Here is a 22,662-nt window from a genome sequence, read left to right as displayed (position 1 = left end):
AACTCCTATTGCTGCTGATATTCGGGATCATATATTGTTGTATTTCTAAACTTAGAAAGCTCTCTAACGTCAAATAAATTTTCTACATCTAAAATAATAATAAACTTATTATTGCTCTTACCAATTCCTGAAATAAATTTTGAATTAAATCCTGATCCAATCTTGGGAGCATCATCAATACTAAATGGATCTAATTCAAGAACTTCATTAACATAATCTACCAAAATTCCAAGATTAAATTCATCTCCCTCGTAAACTAAAGTCAATATAATAATATTTGAAATATTAACTCCCTTATTTCTTTTTTTATCATCCTCATCAACAAAGCGATCACTCATTCCGAATTGCTTTCGAATATCAATTATTGGAACAATTTTACCCCTATTATTTATTATTCCTGCCATATAACTGGGAGTCCTTGGGATTTTTGATATCTTAGTATATTCTAAAACCTCAACAACATATTTAATCTCAATAGCATAAAGCTCGTCTAAACTAAATAAAAGATACTGACTTAAAGAATCTTGCATATCTGAATCCACGCCCATAAAACGCCCCTTTAAATGCAATCTAAATCGCAAATAAAATACTAATATCAAGATTAATATTACCTCATATATTCATAAATACAAATTAGAAATTAATAAAATTTAATTTCTAATAAACAAAAAAGACACAATTTTAGCGGAATTCTATCTTATAATTTAGATATAAAGTTGTAGTTTAATTTATATTAAACATAAAAAAGTTAACAATGCAAAGTAGAAACAAACTAATAAGATTGCTAATAATTATTACATTATTATTCAATGTTGAGACTATTTTCACAAATGAAAAATCTAAAAATAGCACAAATAATCCAAAAATAGACAATCTGAAAACAAAAACCAAGATAAAATTTGGCTTTATTCTGCCTTACCCTACTGCAATAGAATTCAGTATTAATAACTTTGATATTGGGATGGGGGTAACAATATTGAGTGTATCAGAATTTTTTCCAAAATCACCAGCAGTATTGCTATTTAAAACATATTTTGATTATATGTTCTTAAATTTAAGAATTAAAAATTCAAATTTTGTCTTTTTCTTGGGATCTGGCCTATTTTTTGAAATAGGCAAAGTTACAAACTCAAATTTAACAAACGTTCTTTCTGGGGTTACCTATAAAATAGGAGTAGGCTTACCCTTAGGGATAATATATGAAGCTTATTATGACATTATTGAAATTATAATAAAAACAACACCATCAATTTTTATTGGCCAATTACCTAACGGAAATTTAATGTTCCCAATAAAAGGCAACTTCTCTATCGGAATAAAAGGCTCTCTTAAGATATAGTTTTCACTTTTTAGATAAAAAAAATTATTGAACTAAAATTATTTTGAAAGCTAGAATGTTATACTTAGGAGGCTAAAATGCTACACTTAGGAAATAGTAAAACAATAAGAACAACAATAATTATTGTATTAATTATTGTTTTATTGGTCCCAATCTCAGGATTTGCTAATTCAAAAGAATCTGCAAGGGGTAAATTTGGAGCAGGAATTATACTTCCATTACCAATTGCTTTACAGATTAATATTGGAAACTTTGATCTTGATATTGGTCTTTACAGCGGAGTAAATAATTTATTTTCAGATTGGAAAACACTGTTTATAGCACTGGACTATATATTCTACATACATGTATTCCCGGGGGCTGCTAATATTTTAAATTTTTCAGTTGGAGCTGGGGGGTATGGAACAATATGGTTTTCAAGATTTGGCGGCAGTCAATCGGGCTCTGGACCAATGAGCATTGGAGCAAGATTGCCTTTGGCTTTAAATCTTGAAGTATTTAGAAAAAGATTCGACATATTTTTACGAATAGCTCCAGGACTTGGAATGAATATTTGGAGCAGCGGCGTTGGATTTAGATGGGAAGTATTTGCAGGATTGGGACTAAGATTCTGGTTTACTTAACAATTATTCTTTTTTTTAAAAAGAATAATTGTTAAAAAATCAACTCACTTCAAAAAGCTTAAACTCAAAATTAAGATAATCAAAAGCTTATTTTTATTATTTTAAAATTCAAAAATAGAATATAATAATAAGACAAAATTTGGGAGACAACAGTGAAAAAAATATTCATATTACTAATCATGATTACAAATATATCTACAAATGGTTTTGCAAGAGATTCATATTTAAATAGGGGTATTGGCTTTGGAGCAAGTGTTGGAAATCCAATTATTAACTTAATAATGTCATTTCCTTTTATTGACTTTGAAATAGGCTATGGTGGCAGCAATGGAATAAATTTATCGGGATTTAAACTTGAATCAAAATTTTATGATTTTAATTTATTAGCAATAGCAGCGCTTGATTTCATTTTTACAATATCTTTGATAAAAAAATTAAATTTAGGAGTTGGGATAGGAGGAAATATAAGCCTATCATCTCACACATCTAAATTAATAAATATAGAATTGGGATTTGGAATACGAATTCCATTTGTTATTTTTTACGACATTACAGAAAACTTAGAAATAGGCATAAAAATAGCACCATCAATAGAATTCATCTCAAACACAAGATCACTTGCGCTTCACAAAGCCTACTCGGGCATAAAATCAAACCTTGATGGAGGAATATTCGCTAAATACTATATCTAAATCCGAATGCTGATGCATTAAATTTATTGCCAAGCACTATGAAAAAATTCACCTCGTTTTGAGTCTAATCTTTCAAAAGAATGGGCACCAAAGAAGTCTCTTTGTGCTTGAATTAGGTTAGAAGGCAGGTAATTGGTAGAATAAGAATCTAAAAACGAAAGACTGGCATAAAATGCGGGCAAAGAAATTCCAATTTCACTAGCCTTTGAAATTATTCTTCTCAAAGATTTGTGATTATTTTTTAATAAATCTAAAAAATAATCATCAAAAAGCAAATTAATAAGATGGGGATTTTTATCATAAGCTAATTTAATTTTATCTAAAAAACTACTGCGAATAATACAGCCTTCTCTCCAAACTAAAGAAATTTTACCCAAATTTAAATCCCAACCATAATTCGCAGATGCAGTCTTAAGCATCATAAAACCTTGAGCATAAGCTACTATTTTTGAAACTAAAAGAGCATAATAAAGATCTAAAATCCAATCACTAAGCTCAAACTCAAAAGAAACAGTATCCATTTTAAGCAAATCGCTAGCAATAATCCTTTCATGTTTTAATCCTGACATAAATCTTGAAAAAACGGATTCAATAATTAAATTTACAGGCATACCGGACTCAAGAGCATCAATAGCTGTCCAAACACCAGTGCCTTTTTGATTTGCAATATCTAAAATCTTATCAACTAAATATTCATTATTTTCTTTATATCTAAGAATTTTAGAAGTTATTTCTAGCAAATACCCCGAAAGATCGCTTTCATTCCACTTTTCAAAAACTTCTGAAATTTTTGAATTATCTAAATTGAAAGCTTTTTTCATGAAAAAATAAACCTCGCTGATAAGTTGCATATCAGCATATTCCACCCCATTATGTATCATTTTAACATAATGTCCAGCGCCATTCTCTCCGATATAAGTCGAACAAACATCATTATTTTTAGTTTTAGCTGCAATTTTATTTAACATAGGCTCAAGAATTTCATAAGCTGATTTACTTCCTCCGTACATTAAAGCAGGTCCAAATCTTGCTCCCATCTCCCCTCCAGAAATTCCAAGTCCTACAAAATAAATGTCCTTAGCAAACAATTCTTTTTCCAATCTCATTGTATTCTTATAATGAGAATTTCCACCATCAACAATTATGTCCGATTTATTCAAAAAGGGCAAAATTTGTTCAACAACCTTTTCTACAGCCAAACTTGTCACCATTAAAATGATTTTTCTTGGTGTTTTCAAGCTTTTAACAAAAGACTCAACATCTTTAAAGCCATTTATCTTTTTATTAGAATTTTGTTTAACAAAAAACTCAGTTTTTTCGCTATCTCTATTGTAAACAGAAACATTAAAACCGTTATCAGCAATATTTAAAGCTAAATTACCTCCCATAACACCAAGACCATAAATTCCTACATCCATTGCATTCTCCTTGATTCTAATTTTCTATTTTAAACAAATTGCTTTATTTATTATTTTAGATTATGTTATATTATAAAAAAAGTAAAGATTAAATTGAAAAGGAAAATTTGCATGAAAAAACAATTTGATACAGAAGTGAATGATTTGCTTTATTTAATCATACACTCTCTTTACTCCCATAAGGAAATATTCTTAAGAGAATTGATATCAAATGCATCTGACGCTATTGATAAACTCAAGTTTTTAAGCTTGACAAATGAAAAATTCAAAAACATTGCCCTAGAACCAAAAATAGAAATAACATTTGATGATAAAAGCCTTCTAATTAAGGACAATGGAATTGGAATGAATGAACAAGATTTGATTAATCATCTTGGCGTAATTGCAAAATCAGGAACTAAAGAATTTATTAATAATTTAAAACAAGATGAAAAAAAATCTGCAAGTCTAATTGGCCAGTTTGGAGTTGGATTTTACAGTGCATTCATAGTATCAGAAAAAGTAGAAGTTACATCAAAAAAAACACTAGAAAGCGATGCTTATGTTTGGTCTAGCGATGGTAAAACGGGATATGAAATAAAAAAAGCAACAAAAGAAGAATCAGGAACAGAAATAAAGCTTTATCTTAATAAAGAAGGACTTGATTATACCAATAAATGGAAAATTCAAGAAATTGTCAAAAAATATTCAAATCACATAAATTATCCCATTTATATAAAATATAGCGAACCTATAATGAAGGATGGAAAACAAGAAGGAATAGAAGAAAAAGAAGAAAAATTAAATGAAACCACTGCTCTTTGGACAAAAAATAAAAACGAAATTAAAGCAGAAGAATATAATGAATTTTATAAAAATACAACTTTTGATTATGAAAATCCATTAATGCATATTCATACAAAAGCTGAAGGAAATTTGGAATATACTAACTTATTTTATATCCCAAGTAAAGCTCCTTATGATTTATATTACCCAAACACTAAACCTGGGGTAAAGCTATTTATAAACAGAATTTTTATTACAGATTCTGAAGGCAGTTTGCTTCCAAACTATCTAAGATTTATAAAAGGGATTATAGACTGCCAAGATTTACCTCTAAATGTAAGCAGAGAAATTTTACAACAAAATAAAATTTTGTCTAAAATAAAATCGTCTTCTGTAAAAAAAATACTAAGCGAGCTTGAAAAGCTAAGTAAAAAAAATCCTGAAAAATTTTCAGAATTCTCTAAAGAATTTGGAAGATGCATTAAAGAAGGTGTTTATTCAGACTTTGAAAACAGAGAAAAGCTTATATCATTGATAAGATTTAAATCTTCAAGTGTAGATGGATTTGTATCTTTCAAAGAATACAAAGAAAGAATGAATGAAAACCAAAAAAGCATTTACTATATAACGGGTGGCAAAGAAAATATATTAAAAGAAAATCCAATAGTAAGCGCTTATAAAGAAAAGGGATTTGAAATTCTAATCATGGATGATGAACTTGATGAGGCTATTTTAAATCTAATTCCAGAATACGAAGGATTAAAACTAAAAGCAATAAACAAAAATGAAACTAGTAATGAATTGAAGGACGAAAATTTCAAAAAAATTGAAGAAGAGTTTAAAGATATTCTTACAAAAGTAAAAGAAATCCTTAAGGACCACATAAAGGAGGTTAATCTCTCGGCAACATTAATAAAAGAGCCTTCAGCAATAATAGTTGATAACAATGACCCAACTTACCAAATGCAAAAAATCATGCTGTCAATGGGACAAGAAGTAAAAGAAATTAAACCAATACTTGAATTAAACCCTAATAACAAAATAGTACAAAATTTAAAAAATCTAGAGCCTGAAAAATTAGAAAAAACAAGTATTCTTCTTTTTGAGGAAGCTCTTCTAACTTCAGGAATGCCTAGCAAAAATCCAGGAAAATTCATAAACATAATAAACGAATTTCTAGAAAAAGATTTGTTATGATTGAAATCAAAAGAGAGAGGGTTTAAAGCTCTCTCTTTCTACTTTTTAACTCGCAATACTAAATCTTTTCCTGCTGTAACAGACTTTGTTTGAGATATTTTATGTCTAATTTCTTCTGTCAAAACAGTTGAAGACAACAAAATATATTCAGTATCATTTTCGAGTCTTCCAAAAGAATATTCTATGCTTGAAACTTCATCAGAATTTGCAATAACAACTGGGGTAATAACGGATTCTGAATGCTCTTTTAAATATTCAAGATCGAGCCTAATAATAACTTCACCTTGTTTAACATTAATGCCTTCCTCAGCAACTCTTGTAAAGCCCTTGCCATTTAAATTAAGAGTATTAATTCCAAAATGAACAAAAATTTCAACACCCTCTTTAGTTTCAAGACTAAAAGCATGATTGGTTTTAAAAATTTTACCTATTTTCCCATCACAAGGCGCCAGCAATTCATTACTTGTTGGAAGAATTGCAATTCCATCACCAACTATTTTTTCAGCAAATGCTTCATCAGGAACCTTATCAATTGACATAACTTTTCCACTAATCGGAGCAATCAAATCCAATGTAGCGGTTTTTTTAAAAAAATCTAAAAACCCCATAACTAATCTCCTATAAATTTATCAAAATAACTTAAAGTTTCTTGCTTAGAATTGCTGTTTAAAACTCTATTTGCCAATTCTTCCAATTCCATTATTGTATACTTTTTAAGTAAATATTTAATTCTAAGTGTAGCACTAGGAATCATACTCAAAGACCTAAATCCAAGACCTACAAGAAGTAAAGCTCCAGCATCATCTCCTCCAAGTTCGCCACAAACAGACACATCGATTCCAGAACTAACTCCATCATCAAGAACCTTTTTGATTAATTTCAACACAGCAGGATTATATTTGTCATATAAATTTGATATTTTTTGATTACCACGATCAACAGCTAAAACATATTGGGTTAAATCGTTAGTCCCTATACTAAAAAAATTCAATTTATTGGCAAGTTTAGAGGAAATTAAAGCTGCAGAAGGAACTTCTATCATACAACCTACTTCCAAACTTTCATCAAAAGGTAAACCTCTAGACTTCAAACTGATTTTTGCATTATTCACAAAATGTTCGATCGTTTCAATCTCTTCATATATTGTAAGCATAGGCACCATTACCCTTATCTTCCCATAATGACTGGCCCTAAAAATAGCATTAAATTGCGCTTGGATCAATTCTTCATATTCCTTATACATCCTAAGTGCTCTAAAACCCAAAAAGGGATTTTCCTCTTTCTTAAAATTAAGATAGGAAATTTCCTTATCCCCACCAACATCAAGAGTACGAATCGTAACAACACCTTTTTTTTCCATTGTATCTATAACTCTCTTATAAGTTTCAAACTGCTCATCTTCTGTTGGGGGTTGTAAAGATTTCATATATAAAAATTCTGTCCTAAAAAGACCTATTCCAGAAACACCATATTTATTAACATATGCAATATCAACAGGTGTTCCAATATTTGCCTTTAAAAATACTTTTACGCCATCTTTCGTTTCAGCATCTTTATCTTTTAAAGAAAAAAGCTCTTTTTCCATCTCTACTTGACGCAAAATCTTGCTTTCATAAAGATCAAGCTCATCAGAAGAGGGATTTTTAATAACAATAGAAGATATTGCGTCAATGACTATCTTATCACCATCCTTTAACGCATCAATATCCATCAAAGTCATAACAAGCGCTGGAAGTCCCATTGTTCTTGCCAAAATAGCAGCATGGGAAGTTTCTCCTCCAACTGCAGTTAAAAACCCTTTAACATAATTTAAGTCAAATTGCATGGTATCAGATGGGGTTAATTCCTCGGTAACAAGAATAATGTCTTTATTAATCTCAGAAAAATCGGTTACTTGGCCTAGAATAATAGAAATTAATCTATTCCTAATGTCTTTATAATCAGACGCTCTTTCTTTTAAATAAGGATCTTTATAATCTTCTACACTTTTAACCAAATTTTCAAACGCTAAATAAATAGAATAAGCAGCGCTATAATTTTCCTTTGTAATAAGCTCAATAACAAACTCAGAAAATTCATCGTCTTCAACAATCAATACCTGACCTTCAAAAATACCTTTCTTGTCATCTCCAAATTGAAACACAGCTTTTCTCTCAAGATCCTTAAGTGCTTCAATTGCTTTTGACTTAGCTTTATTGAATTTTGATATCTCGCTATCAACTTGAGAAAAGTTGATTTTTTCTCTACTTACAATTTTATCAAAATTTTTCCTAATACAAAGAACTTCTCCAATACCTATTCCCTTGGATATTCTTTTACCCGATAAAGTCATAATTTAAATCCTTCTAAAATTCATTCCTTAAAAGATTCGATAAGCTCTGCAAGCTCTAAAGCAGCAATCTCTTCATCCTCACCCTCAGCACATATTAAAAGTTTTTTACCTGATGACAATTCCAAAGTTTGAAGCCTGAACAAACTTTTCCCGCTAACAGACTTTCCATCAGACTCTATTGTTATCTCACTAGAATATTCTTTAGCCTTTTTTACAAAAGTTGACGCAGGCCTAACATGTAAACCGTTTACAGCCTTAATAATTGCTTCTTTTTTTACCATAAGTACAGAAACCCCTCATTATAAATATTATTTTTTTTTGATTAACTTTTTACATTATAATACATAAAAATAAATTACATATTTCCTTTACATAAGAAATATAACATAATAAAGATAGTAATTAAACTTATTCAAGCCATTAAAAATTAAAACTCATTAATATATCTAAATAAAAATTCTTTATTAGCTTTAAATTTCTCTCTCCTACATTAAAATTTTTAGAATCTCTTATATTTTTATCCAACATTTTAAGAGAATTTTCTATCTCAGAAAATGAAAGTGGCAAAGATTTGTTTAAAAGTAAAATCTGAAAATCCCTTATGACGATCACTTTGTCATCATAAAATATTTTTAACAAAAAATCATTTATAACATCTCTTTTTATGTTTAAAAGAATACATATAAAGATAATATCCATTTCTTCTAGAATGTCAAAAGACATGGTATTGAAAAATACTTTATGATAAAAACTTCTATTCCACAGATTCATCATTGGAAATTTAAATTTAGTAACAAGAACAGTATTTCGGTTTGCAATATATTCGGCTCTATTTAAATTATAAGCACTAAAAACATAAGTTTTTTTGGTCAAAATATTTTTAAACTCAATTTGCGCATCAAGGCTTAACAATAAAGGATAAATATCGAAAATAGTGTTTTTATAATAAAACCCATTTGCAAGATTAATACTATTTAAATATATTTTATCATTAAATTTTAAAATAAATTCATAAAACAAACTTGGAATATTTTTCTTACCAATCTGAAGTATCTCGTTATAAGTAACACACGGTCCCATCTCAAGAAAATTGCCCCTTAAGGATACCTTATTAAATTTTTCAAAATTACCAACAAGAAAAAAATTATCAATAGAAGTTTCTCTATTAAACAAATCAGGATTTTTTTTAAAATCTAACTCATTGTAAATAATGTAATTATTTAAATTTTTGTTAAATAAATTAGATAGTATATTAAAACTTTCAGGATAATAAACCTTAACGTCAACCATTTTTTCTATACAATTCTTCAGCTTTCAAATATAAAGATAAAAAAGTATTAACATCCATACAATTACATTTTAATGAATTTCTATAACTTAAAATATCTGATTTACTTACAATCTTATTTTCCAAAAAATAATAAAACAATAAAACATTGGATTCAAAACAATTGCTACAAAAATTAAAATCGTCTTCTAATAAAATTTTTTGCATGTGATGATAAAAACTTTTATTTTTAAGTCCCTCAAGAGTAACTACACTGCGACCATTTAAAATAAAAGCAGGAATTAAATTAGAATAAACAAGTCTAAAATCTAATAAAATTAAAAAAAATCTGTTATTAACAATATACTCCAAACTATCGCCCTTATCAAAAAAAATAGAATCCAAAAGACTTCTGGTCGTCAAAGAAAGACTAATCTTTTTTGAAATACTCTCACCGTTTAGACTAAAATTAATTAATATCAATTTTTACACTCCAGCTATTTAAAATTTCTTCAAAATCAAGAGGCGTGCTACTTGCATTAAAATCAAATATTTGAATCAGAGCAGTTCGAATTGCAGAAACAGAAACAATAAAAAAACTTCTAAAAGAAAAAACAAACTCGCCATCTTCAATAAACTCTAAACTTAAGCAATCTTTAATATCGTAATTTACATTAGCACTGCAAAATACATAATCAACCGCTAACCCAAATATTGTATGAATTCTTTTATTGTTCAACTTAAGTTTAGTAAATTTGCCTTTCTCTACAAAAAAGCTTACATTGCTAAAAACGGCGCTAAGAGAATAAAATTCAAATTTAAGCTCAACAGAACACCCAAGCATGCATTCATTAAAATAGTCAGTAGTTATTTTTTCTTTTAAAACAATAGGATATTCATTTACAAATCCTATACTTATCAAAGAAAAAAAACTGTCCTTAATGGTTAAAATTGCTTTTTCAATTAAATAGGGATCTTTAAAAAGAAGACTATAAAAATTATCAAAATCTAATATGCTCTCATCTATCAAAAAATTTATACTGTCATAGGCCAAGCCTAATGTTTTAGCCAAACTATTTTTTAAATAGTTGCTTAAATTGTTATCAATGATACTATAGGGCAAAAATATATTTAACACATCCTTATATAAGAGAGCAACAACATATTGTTCTCCACTTAAAAAATAAGTGTTTGAATTCAAATAAGCAAAACCAACTCCCCTGCGACTAGTATCAAAAATATCATAATTCTTGTTAGCGCTTAAAACAGAAGATTTCTTTATTAAAGAATTCTTTAAATCTAATTTTTTAAAAATTTTGAAAAAACTACTGTAATCGCCTTTAATCTGCGTAAGCAAATAACCTATTGGCTCACAAGACATCACTAAAGCAAGATTATAAAAATTAGAATAAATAAAATTATAAACAGAAGTCTCAAATGCTAAAAGATTGTCATAAAAAAATATGAAATCGCTTTTATTCTCAATAAAAAAAATTTCTAAAAACCCATCAAAAAACAAATTTTTAAAAATATTATTAATAAATTTAAAATAGAACTTATACAAAAAATTTAAAGGTCTATTTATTGTAATTTCTAAAATAATCTTTGAAAGCTTGTTATCTGCCAATAAACAATTAGAAACCGAAAAAGTTAAATTTAAATTATTTAAAATCCCAAAATGCCTTTTGTAGTAAATAACATTAACCCTTTTATTAATTTTTTTTGAAATCACAATGCCTTGTAAAATTGCATTAAAAGAAATAGGAAAAATAGAGCTAGACCAGTAGTTATTAAGAGAATTGATTTTTATTTTGTCTTTATTTAAGCCAAAATTTTCACTAATAAAAAATTTTAAAAAAGAAATATTATCTATATTAGCATCAATAATTAAATTCTCAGAATCAAAAAATATTTTAACTAAAATAAAGTCGTCTGGAAAACTATTGTAATCACTAAATTTATAACATGCATTCAAAACATTGCAAGTTCCAGATTCTTTATTTTCAAATCCAGAAGAGTAATTATTACTCCCACCATCAATTCTTAGGTTAAAAAGAACATTTTTTTCTGCTTTTAGCAGATAATCCAAATTATCTGAATACAAAACTAAAGGAATTTGGCCTTCAAAGCTTATTTTATTATCAAAAAGCTTTAAATTAAATTCATTAGAATCAACAAAATCTCTAAACTTTAAAGTTATATTGTCTTTATAGCTGATACTAAAAACTGAACTTTCATGCTCATCTGCAAAGCTAAAATCTTCAATAAAAGAATCTTTAACATTACAACAAACTGGCAACGCCCAAAATTCATATGCATCCACATTTGTCAAACTTGAAAACTCCAACTAAACAAAAAAAATAATCAATAAGAACCGTCATCACATAAATAAAAAGAATTGAAAAATAAAACTTCAAAAACAGCTTACCTTACCAAAATATACAACAATCTTAAAACAACTTAACTTAATAAGAAATTCACTAATACTAATTTGAAATTAGTATCACCTGTCAATAAAAATAGCGCCTCCGGTGATTTTTTATCACTTTTGATAAATGGACAAACTATGATAACATTATAAATTATAGATGTTTTCTAAATAAAAACAAGGACTTTATGAGTAAAACAAAAAATCGAAACTTTAAGTATTTTATAATACTTTCGTGTATATCATTATTTGGGGCTAATAATACAATAAGCTACTCTAGTATTGAAATCCCCTTGGAAGACTTAAGTGAAGAATTTAAAGATACTCGAAACAAAAACGATCAAACAGATACTTCAAAAGATTCAAACAAAAAAATAGCTTCTTATAAAGACCCCAAAAAGGGCAAAGATCTAAAATTACCAGAAAGCATAAGAGACAAAAAGCCTTTTAAAAAAAGAATAGACGAAAATGATCTAAAATCTGTAATTGAAAATTATGAAAATAAAATTAAAAATATAGAAAAGCTTCTAAAAACCAAAAATCAAAAATCATCGGCAAATGAAAATAAAAAAATAGAGTCAATCGAAAGAAAAGCAAAAAAATATGAAATTTTAACCAATAAATTAAAAAACGAAATAGCAGAAATAAAAAAGCTTCTTAACAAGAACTCCAAACCTGAAGAAGATGAAGATTATGAAAAAATAAATATTGAAAACATTGAAGAAGATAATGACGATAATGATGATTTTGAAGAAACTTATGAATATAGTGATGAAGTTGAAGAAATAAATGATGACAACTACCCTTCTAATGAAAGAATAATAAATAACCTAAAAGAAAACCTTCCTGATAACGAAAAATATTATGCCATTAATGAAAAAAAAATCGATGAACTTGAAGATAGAATCAATGATAATGAAAGTACCATTTTAGACTTGCAAAGAGAATTAAGAAACTTTAAAAAAAAAGATGCATCAGATAAAAACTTAGAAGAAATTGAAGAAAACTTATCTTCAATAGGAAAAATAATCAATGCCTTAAAAGAAAAAGTTAGCGCAAATGAAGCGATAAACAAAGAAAATCAAAAAAAAATAAGAACCGATAAACACAAGTTTAAAGAATTAGAAGATAAAATAAAAGAAAATGAAGAGACTATTTTAAAACTTCAAAAAGAATTGAACAATTTTAAAAAAAAAGAAATTTCTCAAAAATCTTTAAACGAAGAAATTTTCATTCCAAGTATTACAAGTAAAAATGACTACTTAAAAGAAAATAATAAATTAGAAAGGGAATATTTAGGACCTACAGAAAAAAATGAAAGTCAAGACCTAAAAGAAAATACTAAAAGCATCCCAAAAGCAACTATGATCAAAACAGCAGATTTTCAAATCTATCCCGACATATACCTTAATAACTATGAATTTAAACAAAAGGGAGATCAATTTGCATTTAAAAAAGAAAACACATACTACATTGAAATAGATCCTACTAATAATTTAAATGAAGCTCTAAAAAATCATGAAATAATTTCAAAATATAACTTTGAAAAATATTTCATTAACCCTACTCTAAAAAATAAAGAGGAATTTTTTAGAAACTTAATAGAAGTCAAAAATATTCACGAACTAGGAATTATGTATAAAAGTCTAAAACCTGGATTTAAACAAATAAAAATAATTAAATAAAAATTAAACCCTTTTAAATCAAACTTAATCTAAGTAACTATTGATATCTTCAAAAGACATAATTTTTATATTCAAATTCAAAGCTTTTTTAAGCTTTGATCCAGCTTTTTCTCCTACAACAAGGAAATCCAAACCTTTAGTCACACAAGTTTTAAAAATTGCTCCTTTATTTTCCAACTTGTCAATAACAATAGGCCTAGAATAACCATTAAAAGTTCCAGTAATGCAAAACTTTTTACCAACCAATAACTTATTTTCATCATCAATCACAATACACTCTTCCATTTTAAATTCTAAATCTTCAAAAAATTTAAACTTATTAAGCATTATTGAATCATTAAAAGCTTCAATAATGCTTAAAGCAATTTTTTCTCCTATGCCTTTAATCTTCAACAATGTTGAAAAAGCAAAATCCCTATCTTGACAAAGACTAAAAAGCTTTGAAAATGAATTTAAATTATTGAAAAATAATAGTCTTATTGTATTTTCTCCTAACTCTTTAATCCCCATACTAAGAAGTAATTTACTAAATGGTTTTTTCTTGCTGGCTTCAATTGAATTTATTAAATTATTAATCTTTTTATCTTTAAACCCTTTAAATTCAAGAAGTTTATAAAAATCAAATGTATAAAGGTCAATTTCTGAAGAAATAAATTTTTTTTCGAAAAGAAAAGAAATGGTCTTATCAGAAAACCCTTCAATATCCATGCAATTTTTACTACAAAAATATTTTATTCTCTCAACTACCACTGAAGGACAATTATTATTTGCACAAAAAAAATGTGCCCCCTTTTTTTCTACAACCATTTTGCAAGCTGGACAATTATCAGGAACCTTAAAAAATCCTTTTGAAAATTTATTTATCACCATTTCAACAGCAGGAATTACATCTCCCCTTCTTGAAACCTTAACGACATCACCAACATTCAAACCAATAGACATTATATAATCCTGATTATGCAATGTTGCATTAGTAATAAAAGCCCCTGAAACAAAAATTTTATCAATATTGGCAACCGGAGTAATTTTACCACTACGACCAACTTGGACAACAATACTATTTACCTTACTAAAACCTGAAAGCGCTTCAAATTTGTAAGCTATCGCCCATTTAGGATGATGTGAAGTGTACCCTAATTCTTCCCTTAAAACAAAATCACTAACCTTAATAACGACTCCATCTATTTCATACTCAAAAGAATTTCTATTTTTTATTATATCTTTTATGTAATTTAAAACTTCTCTAATTGAACTTTTTTGATCAAAAAACCTAATCAAAGGATAAACCTTAAAGCCCAATTTCTCAAGTCTTGCAATAGCCAAATTATTAGTTTTAAACTCTAATCCAGCATTCAAAAAATCATAGATGAAAATATTTAAGGGAAAATTAGCAACCTCTTTGCTATTAACCCTTCTAAGTATCCCTGAAGCTAAATTTCTAGAATTAGTATAAGGCTTTTCCAAGCATTCATTTATTTTAAAAAAATTTTCTTTAGTAATGTAAACCTCACCCCTTAATACCAAATCAACCTTTTCATCAAGCAATAAAGGAATATGCCTAATGGTTTTAATGTTTTTAGTAACGTCATTACCAAATTTTCCATTACCCCTAGTAAGAGCTTTTTCAAGAATACCATCTTTATAATAAAGAACAATAGAACAACCATCAATCTTTGGCTCAACAGAAATATTAAAAGAATTGTTAAAATCAATCTTTTCTATCCATGATTTTAGTAAATCAAGATCATAAACCTTGTCAAGACTTAATATAGGAGTAAAATGCTCAACCTCTTTAAAATCATTCAAAAGATCGCTGCCAAATTTAAGAGTGGGAGAATCTAAGGTCTTATATTCGGGGTACTTATTTTCTAGTTCTTTAAGCCTTAAAATATGCTTGTCATACACAAAATCTTCAACACTAGGCAAAGAATCGACATAGTACTCTTTATCCCACTTTCTGATCAATTTCTTCAAGTCTTCAATTTCTTGCTGTATTTTACTGCTCATAGGATAAAATTTAACATATTCTTTATTATTTTATCAAATAATCTAAATTCACAAGCAAAAACCACTTTTTTATTATACAAAATACAAAAGAATATCAAAAAAACAAAACATTATTTTTACTTATTTTCAAATTAAAATAATCTTTAAATAAAAACACCAATCAAAAGACAATATTATAAAAAATGTGAATTATATTTTAATTGTCGTTAAAGTATTTTAATATGCTAAAATGGATAAAGGAGTGCTAGTTTGGAAGAAAGCAAAAAAGCTTTAATAGCTGATGACTCACTTTTTATGAGAAAAAACCTAATAAAAATCTTAAAGCAGTTAGGATTTAAAGAATTTTTAGAAGCCGAAGATGGGATTCAGGCTGTTAAAGAATTTGAGAAACAAAATAATATTGATTTAATAACGCTAGATATAACAATGATGGGAATGGATGGAATTACAGCTCTTGAGAGAATGTATGAAATTAATAAAAAATTGCTTAAAAAAGCTAATATATTAATGGTTACAGCTATTGGAAAGCAAGAATTAATACAAAAAGCTTTATCTCTTGGAGCTAGGGGATACATTACAAAACCTTTTAAAAAAGACCAAATAATAGAACAAATTAAACTTTTAGATTAGAGGAAATTTTGATAACAAAAGAAAAAATATATAAACAAACACAAATAAAAACATCAAACCCCCTCTCAATATTGATAATGCTTTATGAAAGAGCAATACAGGATTTAAAAGTTGCCAAAGAGCTTATAAAAGATGAAAATTGGAAAAATGCAATTAAAGCTAATGAAAAAATATTTCATGCACAAGAAATCATTACTGAATTAATGTCAACCTTAAATTTTGAACAAGGTGGGGATATCTCTACAAACTTACTATCAATATATTCGTTTCTAAATAAAGAGCTAGAAAATGTTCTTTTAAAAAAAGAAGTACACAAAATTGACAATGTTATAAAACAGTTGCAAATATTAAACTTTACCTGGAAAGAGCTTAGGAAAAAAGAAAATAATGTTACTCACAATAAATTAGGAATCAATATTGTCGGCTAATGAAATTTTAAAAAAATATTTGAGCAATTTATTATTAGAATTAAAAGAATTAAAGTTGGTGTTAATAATAGAAAGTGATGAATTGCAAAGAGAAGAAATAAGAATATTAAATGTAACCAATCCTAAAAAAGATTTAATCCTAGAATCAATCAAAAACTATTATAAAACAATAAATGCATGGTTGAAATCTAAAAATCAAAAATTGGATGATTTCAACCATTTAATTAAAGAAATTAACCTGATAAAAGAAGAAATATATATTAAATATCAAATTTGTTATAAAATCTTACAACGAATTATAAATGCAAAAAGAAAAATTCCAAAAATTAAAAAACATCAAAACAGCATTACAACAAACAATTCACCCATGATGTTAGATATCAAAATATGAAAGAACTTTACCTAATTGACGCACTAAACATAATATTTAGAAATTACCATGTAATGAAAAATTATCCGCTTTTAAACAGACAAGGAGAAAATGTAAATGCATTTATCGGCTTTTTTAAAACATTATTTTTCATAATAAAAGAAAAAAATCCTACACATTTGATCGTTACTTTTGACTCGGAAATACCAACTTTTAGAAAACAAAAATATCCAAACTACAAAGCAACAAGAGACGAGCCTCCGAATGATTTAATACCTCAAATCAGATGGATAAAAGAAGGCCTTTTAAAGGCAAGAATACCAATCTTTGAGCTCGAGGGATATGAAGCTGACGATCTTTTAGCTAGTTTTGCAAAAAAAGCTGCAAAGAATAACTATTTAACCTACATTATTTCTCCCGACAAAGACTTGCTACAAACAATGTCAGAATGCATAAAGATACTTAAAATTGAAAACAACAGCTTTGTTGAAATGAACAATGAGTACGTAATAAAAAAATTTGGAATAAATAGCTTTCAAATAAAAGATTATTTAGCTATTGTTGGGGACAGGTCTGACAATATACCTGGAATAAAAGGCATTGGCCCAAAAGGAGCAGCAAATTTATTAAAAGAATTTAAAACCTTAAAAGGAATATATTCAAATTTAGAAATAATAAATAAAAAACATCAAGAAATTTTAATCAAAGAAAAAGAAAATGCTTTTTTAAGCTATGATCTTGTAAATCTTGAAGAAAATTTGAAAATTCCAGAAATTGAAAACTTCGCCTTAAAAAATTTTAGTGAAGAGATAATATCTTTGTTTGAAAAGCATTCAGCAATTACTCTAATAAAAACTTATAAAAATAACATCTTAAAACAAGAAAAAGAACATGTGGGCCAAAAAAGTCTATTTGAACAAGACCCTGCTACTAATATCTTAGACACCCTAAATACAATTGACACAGAAAATGTTAAATATCACGCAATAACAACAAAAAAAGAACTAGACAATTTAATAGAAGGCCTAAAAAAGGCTAAATACATATCAATAGACACAGAGACATCTTCACTTGACATCTACACAGCAAAATTAATTGGAATTTCCATTTCATTTAAAGAATTTGAAGGTTACTATGTTCCAATCGAAGCTAAAGGAAAAGTTTACATAGAAAAAAATTATATAATACAAAAATTTAACAGTCTCTTTAAATCAAACCCAAAAATAATTGGTCAAAATTATAAATTTGACTATAGAATACTAAAAAATAATGGATTTAATCCTATACAGCCTTATTTTGATACAATGATTGCAGCATACCTTATTGACACAAACTCAAAAGTATCGCTTGATTTTCTTGCAGAAAAATATTTAATGCATAAAAATATTAAATATGAAGATGTAATACAAAAAAATGATAACTTTGCAAATATATCTTTAGAAATGGCAACAAGCTATTCAGCTGAAGATGCTGATATTACATTTAGATTATTCAATATATTTACCGAAAAATTAAAAGAAGACAAACTCCATGAGTTGATGCACGAAATAGAAATGCCTTTTAACAATGTAATTATAGAAATGGAAGAAAATGGCATTTACCTTGATAAAGAATATTTAAAAGAATATGGAAAAGAACTTGCAAAAGAATTGGAACTAATCGAAAAAGAAACAATAAAAAGCATAGGAATTGATTTTAATCTAAATTCTCCAAAACAAATGCATGAAATTTTATTTGAAAAATTAAATCTAAAATTACCAGAAAAAATGAAAAAAGATTCAACTGATATAAAAGTGCTTGAATCTCTTAGAGGGCAGCATGAATCAATTGAAAACCTAATAAAACACAGACAAATTGCAAAATTGAGAAGCACTTACACAGATAATTTGGCAAAACTAGTAAACTATAAAACAAACAGACTACACACAAGCTTCATACAAACAAAAACAGCAACTGGCAGAATCACCAGCATAAATCCCAACTTACAAAACATACCAATAAAAGAGGAGAAGGGTCGAAAAATAAGAAAAGCATTTAAACCGGAAAATGGAAATATTTTCATTTCAGCTGATTATTCTCAGATTGAGCTTGCCATACTTGCTCATTTATCACAAGATGAAGCCCTTATTAAAGCATTTGAAGACAATAAAGACATTCATGCAGAAACTGCTTCTAAGCTTTTCAAAATAGAAGAAAAAGAAATCACTCCCACCTTAAGAAGAATAGCAAAATCTATTAATTTCGGAATAATTTATAGAATGTCGAATTTTAGACTTGCAAAAGAACTAGGAATTACAATCGAAGAAGCAAAAGGATTTATAAACTCTTACTTTGATTCTTATCCAAAAATCGAAGAGTTTATAATAAATCAAATAAACTTCGTAAGAAATGTTGGATATAGTGAGACTATCTTAAAACGAAGAAGATATATAAAAGAAATTAATAGCAATAATTATCTAGAAAGATCTGCCGCAGAAAGAATAGCAATAAACAGCATAATTCAGGGAAGTGCCGCTGATATCATGAAAATTGCAATGGTCAAAGTATTTAATGAATTTAAAAGTAAAAAATTGGAATCTAAAATATTACTACAGGTGCACGATGAAATGCTCATTGAATCTCCTATTGAAGAAGAAAATGAAGTGAAAAAAATATTAAAAATTATGATGGAAACCGCTTATACATTAAATCTACCTTTAAGAGCAAATATTGAAACGGGCAAATCATGGGGAGAAATCCATTAATCATTGGAATAACAGGTAGAATTGCATCTGGCAAAGATACTGTTTCTAAAATAATTAGCAATAAATATGGATTTTACGAAATAAATGCAGACAAGCTTGGACATTCAGTCTTACACGAAAAAAAAGAAGAAATAGTTAAAATATTTGGTAAAGAAATATTAAATACTAAAAATGAAATAGATAAACTCTTGATAAGAAATCGTGTATTTAATGACAATGAAGAATTAAAAAAACTTGAAAGCATATCACACCCAATCATACTTAATAAAATAAAAAAAATCCTAATTCAAAACCAATCTACAAAAATAATAATCAATGCTGCTCTACTTTTTAAAATAAATTTAGAAAAACTTTGCGACTATATAATTGTGGTCAAAGCAAAGACTCCTATAATAAAAAATAGATTATCATATTCTATTCCAAGCATCGACTCAAACATAATCAATAAAATACTCAAAATCCAAAAAGATATTTTTTTTAAAAAAAATATTATAAACTTAAGAATAATCAATATAATTAATAACAAGAATTATTTATATCTAGAAAAAGAAATTAAAAAAAAAATGCAGGAGATAATTAACTATGAAAGATTTGAATGAAAACAATGACAATAACAAAGGATTTTTTGTAGCACTAACCTCAATTGCAGCAGTTTGTATCATAATATTTCTTGGAACAATTATTTTCTTTCCAAACAAAAATTTGGCCTCAGAAATTGCAGAGAAAAATATTGTTTTAGAAGAAACCAAAGATCAAAAAACTTTAGAAAACATTGGCCAAAATGAAAAATCTTTAAAGGTATCTGAAACTCCAAATGAAATAATCATAGATTTAACACAAGATTTAAATAAAGAAAAAAAAAATATAACTCAAAAAGTGCCTGCTACTTCTCAGAAATCAAAAATTATTGAAAAACCTCAACCTGTAACTCAAAAAGTACCTGCTACTTCTCAGAAATCAAAAATTATTGAAAAACCTCAACCTGTAACTCAAAAAGTACCTGCTACTTCTCAGAAATCAAAAATTATTGAAAAACCTCAACCTGTAACTCAAAAAATACATGCTACTTCTCAGAAATCAAAAATTATTGAAAAACCTCAACCCATAGCCCAAAAAGCTTTGAATGTTGACAACATATATGACCCTAATACAGAATATTACATACAATTTGTATCACTCTCGGACCCAATCAACGCAGATAATTATATTCAAAAATTACTCAAATATAATATAGTTGCCAAAATATATTCTGCAACAGTAGACAATAAAGATATTTACAGAGTAAGATCTGGTCCTTATAAAACAAAATCAGAAGCAAAAGCAGATTTAAAAAAAATAACAGGAATAAGCGAATTTAAAGAAACTTATATATTACCCGTTAACAAATAAAGTATAATTATTAATATATTTCTGATATTTTTCTAAATATTCTTCATGAATCTCAACAATAGGCGAAACAACATGCTTAATCTTTGCAAGCTTCAAAAAAGAATCATTTAAACTAGCAAATTCTCTTAAAGAATAGAATGCTTGAATTGCCCCCCCCATAATCTCTGAATGCTTAAAATCAAAAATCTTTAAATCTTTGCCAAGAATATTTGCTTTTATTTGATTTAAAAGCAAATTATCAGAATTGGATCCACTAACAAAGATACTTAAAACTTCTTTTTTACAGGCTTTTAACTCTAACAATCTATTGTAAAAAGCAAAACATGCAAACTCAAGTATTGCCAAACCGATCTCTAATGGATTTTTTATGCTACCAAAAATTCCTTTACCTAAATCTTTGCGAAGATAAGGATCTAAAATAAATAAATCATTAAAAAGTCTGATTTTGCTTGGATAAAAGTATACATTATCTAAAGCAACACTTTTAACAATATTTTTTAAAAGAAACTCAAAAGTCAAACTTTTTTTATAAAAACTGTCTTTTAATAATTGAATCAAATATCCAAAAGGAACAATTCTCCCAACAATAAAATATCCTTCTAAAAAATAAGGATATTCCAAAGAAAATCCTGGTAAATATGTACTTGAAACAAAATTGAACCCTTCGCTTGTACCCATTCTATTTGACACAATTCCCTCTTGAAAAGCACCGCTTCCAACCAAAACATTCAAATAATCTGATCCCGCATTAATTACACTAATTCCGCTGTTTAGCCCAAATTCAACTCCCGCTTTATCGGTTACAACGCCAACATTTTCTCCCATTTTTATAAACGGAGGGAATTTCCTCTTATCAAGCCCATATTTTTTTATTTCTACATCATCCCAAATAAAAGGAATATACTCTATACTCGGAAAGCTTGTAAAAAGCTTTCCTGTAAGCAAATAAATAAAATACTCAAAACAAGAAACAAAATAGCTTATCTTAGAATAAGTTCCTCTTTCAACTGAACTAAGTACATAAGGCAAAAATACAGACTTTCCCTTAAAATCAGACTTAATTTTAAGGGAATTCCAATGCAATACCTCTAAAGGAATTAAATTTGAATTTAAAGCAATCAAACATGGTGAAATACCACTAACAGAAATACAATCTATTTTGCTAGACTGAAAATTGGCTATGGCTTTTTTAAAAGAAAAAAGCCAGACATTAAAGTCAAAATTTTCGAAATCGATATCAAAATAATCTGAATAGCTAATATCAATATAACTTAAAACTCCATTTTCAGAATTAACCAATGCCGCCTTTAAAACACTAGTGCCAATATCAATACTAAGAGCATTCATA

The 22,662-nt window shown here is 27.4% G+C and carries 21 protein-coding genes; 11 read left to right on the top strand and 10 right to left on the bottom strand.

The annotated features are described in order from the left end of the window. Positions 1-5: 5 nt before the first annotated feature. Entirely contained in the window at positions 6-548 is a 543-nt protein-coding gene (locus QIA21_RS03425; protein ID WP_091972009.1) for a chemotaxis protein CheW, read from the bottom strand. 206 nt (positions 549-754) lie between these two features. On the opposite strand from QIA21_RS03425, the gene QIA21_RS03420 reads away from it, so the two are divergent. From QIA21_RS03420 to QIA21_RS03410, 3 genes are all read left to right on the top strand, one after another. Beyond that, complete coding sequence (locus tag QIA21_RS03420; protein WP_301393137.1) at positions 755-1,339, top strand: BAPKO_0422 family outer member beta-barrel protein; 585 nt, start codon at positions 755-757, stop codon at positions 1,337-1,339. Between the two features lie 104 nt (positions 1,340-1,443). Continuing rightward, the gene (locus QIA21_RS03415; protein ID WP_301393369.1) at positions 1,444-1,962 is read left to right on the top strand and encodes a DUF3996 domain-containing protein; all 519 of its coding nucleotides are present in this window, start codon (positions 1,444-1,446) and stop codon (positions 1,960-1,962) included. A 152-nt stretch (positions 1,963-2,114) separates the two neighbouring features. Then, complete coding sequence (locus QIA21_RS03410) at positions 2,115-2,654, top strand: DUF3996 domain-containing protein (RefSeq protein ID WP_301393136.1); 540 nt, start codon at positions 2,115-2,117, stop codon at positions 2,652-2,654. Positions 2,655-2,677: 23 nt separating this feature from the next. On the opposite strand, the gene gnd is transcribed toward QIA21_RS03410, so the two are convergent. Next, positions 2,678-4,072 carry a decarboxylating NADP(+)-dependent phosphogluconate dehydrogenase gene (gene gnd / locus QIA21_RS03405; RefSeq protein ID WP_301393135.1) on the bottom strand — a complete coding sequence of 465 codons (1,395 nt, stop codon included), beginning with the start codon at positions 4,070-4,072 and terminating at the stop codon, positions 2,678-2,680. Between the two features lie 111 nt (positions 4,073-4,183). Between gnd and htpG the strand changes: the two genes are divergently transcribed. After that, positions 4,184-6,034 carry a molecular chaperone HtpG gene (htpG, locus tag QIA21_RS03400; protein WP_301393134.1) on the top strand — a complete coding sequence of 617 codons (1,851 nt, stop codon included), beginning with the start codon at positions 4,184-4,186 and terminating at the stop codon, positions 6,032-6,034. A 38-nt stretch (positions 6,035-6,072) separates the two neighbouring features. On the opposite strand, the gene crr is transcribed toward htpG, so the two are convergent. From crr to QIA21_RS03370, 6 genes are all read right to left on the bottom strand, one after another. Continuing rightward, entirely contained in the window at positions 6,073-6,642 is a 570-nt protein-coding gene (crr, locus tag QIA21_RS03395; protein ID WP_091972019.1) for a PTS glucose transporter subunit IIA, read from the bottom strand. Positions 6,643-6,644: 2 nt separating this feature from the next. Further along, positions 6,645-8,366, bottom strand: coding sequence for a phosphoenolpyruvate--protein phosphotransferase (gene ptsP, locus QIA21_RS03390; RefSeq protein WP_301393133.1), 1,722 nt, complete (start codon positions 8,364-8,366; stop codon positions 6,645-6,647). Positions 8,367-8,386: 20 nt separating this feature from the next. After that, positions 8,387-8,647, bottom strand: coding sequence for an HPr family phosphocarrier protein (locus QIA21_RS03385; RefSeq protein ID WP_091972022.1), 261 nt, complete (start codon positions 8,645-8,647; stop codon positions 8,387-8,389). 139 nt (positions 8,648-8,786) lie between these two features. Beyond that, positions 8,787-9,656, bottom strand: coding sequence for an FAD binding domain-containing protein (locus QIA21_RS03380; RefSeq protein ID WP_091972024.1), 870 nt, complete (start codon positions 9,654-9,656; stop codon positions 8,787-8,789). Further along, positions 9,649-10,116: a hypothetical protein gene (locus tag QIA21_RS03375; protein ID WP_091972026.1), complete on the bottom strand. Its 468-nt coding sequence runs from the start codon at positions 10,114-10,116 to the stop codon at positions 9,649-9,651. The genes QIA21_RS03380 and QIA21_RS03375 overlap by 8 nt, the downstream gene beginning before the upstream one ends. Next, positions 10,103-11,965: a hypothetical protein gene (locus tag QIA21_RS03370; protein WP_301393132.1), complete on the bottom strand. Its 1,863-nt coding sequence runs from the start codon at positions 11,963-11,965 to the stop codon at positions 10,103-10,105. The genes QIA21_RS03375 and QIA21_RS03370 overlap by 14 nt, the downstream gene beginning before the upstream one ends. A 284-nt stretch (positions 11,966-12,249) precedes the next feature. Here QIA21_RS03370 and QIA21_RS03365 point away from each other — a divergent pair, with 284 nt between their 5' ends. Then, positions 12,250-13,746 (top strand): coiled-coil domain-containing protein, encoded by a 1,497-nt coding sequence (locus QIA21_RS03365; protein WP_301393131.1) that lies wholly within the window; start codon positions 12,250-12,252, stop codon positions 13,744-13,746. A 24-nt stretch (positions 13,747-13,770) separates the two neighbouring features. Here QIA21_RS03365 and ligA read toward each other — a convergent pair whose 3' ends face one another. Further along, positions 13,771-15,753: an NAD-dependent DNA ligase LigA gene (ligA, locus tag QIA21_RS03360; RefSeq protein WP_301393130.1), complete on the bottom strand. Its 1,983-nt coding sequence runs from the start codon at positions 15,751-15,753 to the stop codon at positions 13,771-13,773. Between the two features lie 249 nt (positions 15,754-16,002). Between ligA and QIA21_RS03355 the strand changes: the two genes are divergently transcribed. From QIA21_RS03355 to QIA21_RS03330, 6 genes are read left to right on the top strand one after another with little or no spacing between them, the layout of a single operon-like run. Then, positions 16,003-16,383, top strand: coding sequence for a response regulator (locus QIA21_RS03355; protein ID WP_301393129.1), 381 nt, complete (start codon positions 16,003-16,005; stop codon positions 16,381-16,383). Positions 16,384-16,391: 8 nt separating this feature from the next. After that, positions 16,392-16,811 carry a flagellar export chaperone FliS gene (gene fliS, locus QIA21_RS03350; RefSeq protein WP_301393128.1) on the top strand — a complete coding sequence of 140 codons (420 nt, stop codon included), beginning with the start codon at positions 16,392-16,394 and terminating at the stop codon, positions 16,809-16,811. After that, positions 16,801-17,202, top strand: a complete 402-nt coding sequence (locus QIA21_RS03345) for a hypothetical protein (protein WP_091972038.1) — start codon at positions 16,801-16,803, stop codon at positions 17,200-17,202. The genes fliS and QIA21_RS03345 overlap by 11 nt, the downstream gene beginning before the upstream one ends. Then, a complete protein-coding gene (gene polA, locus QIA21_RS03340) occupies positions 17,199-19,925 on the top strand; it encodes a DNA polymerase I (protein WP_301393127.1) in 2,727 nt (908 codons plus the stop codon). Before QIA21_RS03345 ends, polA begins: the two co-directional genes overlap by 4 nt. Continuing rightward, entirely contained in the window at positions 19,907-20,524 is a 618-nt protein-coding gene (gene coaE, locus QIA21_RS03335) for a dephospho-CoA kinase (RefSeq protein ID WP_301393126.1), read from the top strand. Before polA ends, coaE begins: the two co-directional genes overlap by 19 nt. Beyond that, the gene (locus QIA21_RS03330; protein WP_301393125.1) at positions 20,508-21,314 is read left to right on the top strand and encodes an SPOR domain-containing protein; all 807 of its coding nucleotides are present in this window, start codon (positions 20,508-20,510) and stop codon (positions 21,312-21,314) included. Before coaE ends, QIA21_RS03330 begins: the two co-directional genes overlap by 17 nt. Here the strand turns inward: QIA21_RS03330 and QIA21_RS03325 are convergent. Further along, on the bottom strand, positions 21,297-22,661 hold the full coding sequence (locus tag QIA21_RS03325; protein WP_301393124.1) for an FGGY-family carbohydrate kinase: 1,365 nt from the start codon (positions 22,659-22,661) through the stop codon (positions 21,297-21,299). The genes QIA21_RS03330 and QIA21_RS03325 overlap by 18 nt on opposite strands. Position 22,662: the final 1 nt, after the last annotated feature.

It is taken from the genome of Borreliella japonica (assembly GCF_030438115.2).
GTDB classification, from domain to species: domain Bacteria; phylum Spirochaetota; class Spirochaetia; order Borreliales; family Borreliaceae; genus Borreliella; species Borreliella japonica.
This window is presented reverse-complemented; position numbering and strand designations above follow the sequence as displayed.

Excerpts from the sequence above, each read along its gene's own strand:
- QIA21_RS03425 (WP_091972009.1), bottom strand. The coding sequence starts at position 548 with ATGGGCGTGGATTCAGATATGCAAGATTCTTTAAGTCAGTATCTTTTA.
- QIA21_RS03420 (WP_301393137.1), top strand. The coding sequence starts at position 755 with ATGCAAAGTAGAAACAAACTAATAAGATTGCTAATAATTATTACATTA.
- gnd (WP_301393135.1), bottom strand. The coding sequence starts at position 4,072 with ATGGATGTAGGAATTTATGGTCTTGGTGTTATGGGAGGTAATTTAGCT.
- htpG (WP_301393134.1), top strand. The coding sequence starts at position 4,184 with ATGAAAAAACAATTTGATACAGAAGTGAATGATTTGCTTTATTTAATC.
- crr (WP_091972019.1), bottom strand. The coding sequence starts at position 6,642 with ATGGGGTTTTTAGATTTTTTTAAAAAAACCGCTACATTGGATTTGATT.
- ptsP (WP_301393133.1), bottom strand. The coding sequence starts at position 8,366 with ATGACTTTATCGGGTAAAAGAATATCCAAGGGAATAGGTATTGGAGAA.
- QIA21_RS03385 (WP_091972022.1), bottom strand. The coding sequence starts at position 8,647 with ATGGTAAAAAAAGAAGCAATTATTAAGGCTGTAAACGGTTTACATGTT.
- QIA21_RS03380 (WP_091972024.1), bottom strand. The coding sequence starts at position 9,656 with ATGGTTGACGTTAAGGTTTATTATCCTGAAAGTTTTAATATACTATCT.
- QIA21_RS03365 (WP_301393131.1), top strand. The coding sequence starts at position 12,250 with ATGAGTAAAACAAAAAATCGAAACTTTAAGTATTTTATAATACTTTCG.
- ligA (WP_301393130.1), bottom strand. The coding sequence starts at position 15,753 with ATGAGCAGTAAAATACAGCAAGAAATTGAAGACTTGAAGAAATTGATC.
- polA (WP_301393127.1), top strand. The coding sequence starts at position 17,199 with ATGAAAGAACTTTACCTAATTGACGCACTAAACATAATATTTAGAAAT.
- coaE (WP_301393126.1), top strand. The coding sequence starts at position 19,907 with ATGGGGAGAAATCCATTAATCATTGGAATAACAGGTAGAATTGCATCT.
- QIA21_RS03330 (WP_301393125.1), top strand. The coding sequence starts at position 20,508 with ATGAAAGATTTGAATGAAAACAATGACAATAACAAAGGATTTTTTGTA.
- QIA21_RS03325 (WP_301393124.1), bottom strand. The coding sequence starts at position 22,661 with ATGAATGCTCTTAGTATTGATATTGGCACTAGTGTTTTAAAGGCGGCA.